This window comes from Paracoccus spongiarum (assembly GCF_030732095.1).
Taxonomy (GTDB): domain Bacteria; phylum Pseudomonadota; class Alphaproteobacteria; order Rhodobacterales; family Rhodobacteraceae; genus Paracoccus; species Paracoccus spongiarum.
Genome location: NZ_JAVAMQ010000053.1, coordinates 1 through 1752, shown reverse-complemented (window position 1 = coordinate 1752; position 1752 = coordinate 1). Strand labels below are relative to the sequence as shown.

Genomic DNA, 1752 nt, shown 5'->3' with positions numbered 1-1752 from the left:
GCGCATCCGTTGGTTCGCGAGGGAGATGTAAAGACGGGTGGCCCTGCCTCGTGGCCTGACGCCAGAAATGAAAAAGCGCCCGCGAGATTTCTCTCCGGGCGCACCTCTGCGATGATTGAAGCTTGAGTCAAGGGGGGCAGGTTTGTCAACGGGCCACTGCCGTGTTCTGAAAAAATTCAACTTGGTTCGCACAGACGCAGAGAGCCAGGTCGATCAGAAACATTGTCCGACATCCAAAATGCCAGGCTCAACTCGTTTTCTGAGGATCGTTACGTCGTGCGGAAAACCTCAAAAAGTCCTTGCCACGAAGCGCCAAGGACCTAACGTGGCTCTGTGGAAATACGTGGGTACAGAAAGTGCCGAACAAGTCAGACACTAACTGCAGGTTTGATACATTCTTCGATGAGCTCATGAGAGAACTGAGCCAAACGATCGGAGCCCGATCGCTCGTTGTCGTCGGAAAATGTGCGCAAATAGCCAACCTGCCCGATGTTTCCATAATTTACTCGAAGCTCTTCGAAAGGTCTGGCGAAACTTACGCCGACTGCATCAGATTCATTTCTCAAGGCGAGGAGCAGCTTCAGAAGGTGAGCTTCACTGTCACGGGAATAAACGGCGAAAAGTTTCAGCTATTTGCATACATTGAATCGGAAAAAAGGCTGCCCAAAGAGCAGAAACGATCAATCAGAAATCGGGCATCTAGTAGTCTATCAAACTGCCTAAAGAGCAGGATTTTAAGTTTGCGCGACTATGTCGTTGCAATGTCGCTGCAGACGCAAGACCTAAGCAGCTTCTTCCACAAAGCTGTAACTGATTGCCTTCCGACCTACTTTAAGTTCGAGGGCGCATCTGCGTTCTACTATGACTACCAGACAGATAGCCTAGTTTTAGCCGCGACGACCGGTATTCCTCAAATAAAATTGGGCGGAATGCGGCGCGCTGACATCAAGTATCACTCGGACTCGAGGTCTTGGGTTAGAAAGAGCTTCAGAGAAGGCAAAGTTTTGGCTGAATTCGCGCGCGAGGGTCGTCAGCTAAACAGAAACACGTTCGGAGAAGACGTTCGCACCATACAAAACCGCTTGTTCATGCCCATTGACGTGCGAACGACACTTAAGGCACGACTAATCAACGGATATGGAAAAGACGCCAGAGCCAGCGGGCGCATTGGAGTGATCCGCATCGTAAACACCCGGCGCAACGGATTCTTGAATCCAATCTCGGAGGTCGATTTCCATTTCCTCGAAAACTTCCGGGAGTACATAGCGGTACTTGGCGCAAGATATGTTCGCGTTCTGAGCGTCATACACGACCAAGAGAAAGCGACACACGGGTTTGTAACTGATCTGTCTACGCTGCGCCTTAGAATGCAGCTTTTTAATCATCAATTTTCCGATGTAGTCAAAAGGGCAATATCAGACGGTGACCCAACAAGGATGAGGCTCGCGCTGATAGAGTTGCAAGAACTCCTCACGCTACTAGATCGAAGTTTTTTTGCAGTGCAGGACGGGATGGCCTTCCAACTCCAAACCGTGATGCAATTCGCCGATGGGGTTGTTGGAGCATCTGGAAGGGAAGAACCGATCTGCGAGCGCCCCTTTGTCGAGGTTGTTATTCGAGTTTCAGAGGCTGCATCGTACATCTCTACAAACTATGGCAGGAAAGATGCTATCGTCACATACTCTGGGGAACGACGTCCATCTGAAGCCTTCATTAGGATGCCCAGCCTAAGGGTCCCTCAGAAGACTGTTT

At 50.2% G+C, this 1752-nt stretch carries 1 protein-coding gene; it reads left to right on the top strand.

Features of this window, described 5'->3' with window-relative positions:
• Nucleotides 1–410: 410 nt before the first annotated feature.
• The coding region (locus Q5Y72_RS19590; RefSeq protein ID WP_305965064.1) for a hypothetical protein at nt 411–1752 on the top strand (1342 nt) is incomplete at its 3' end.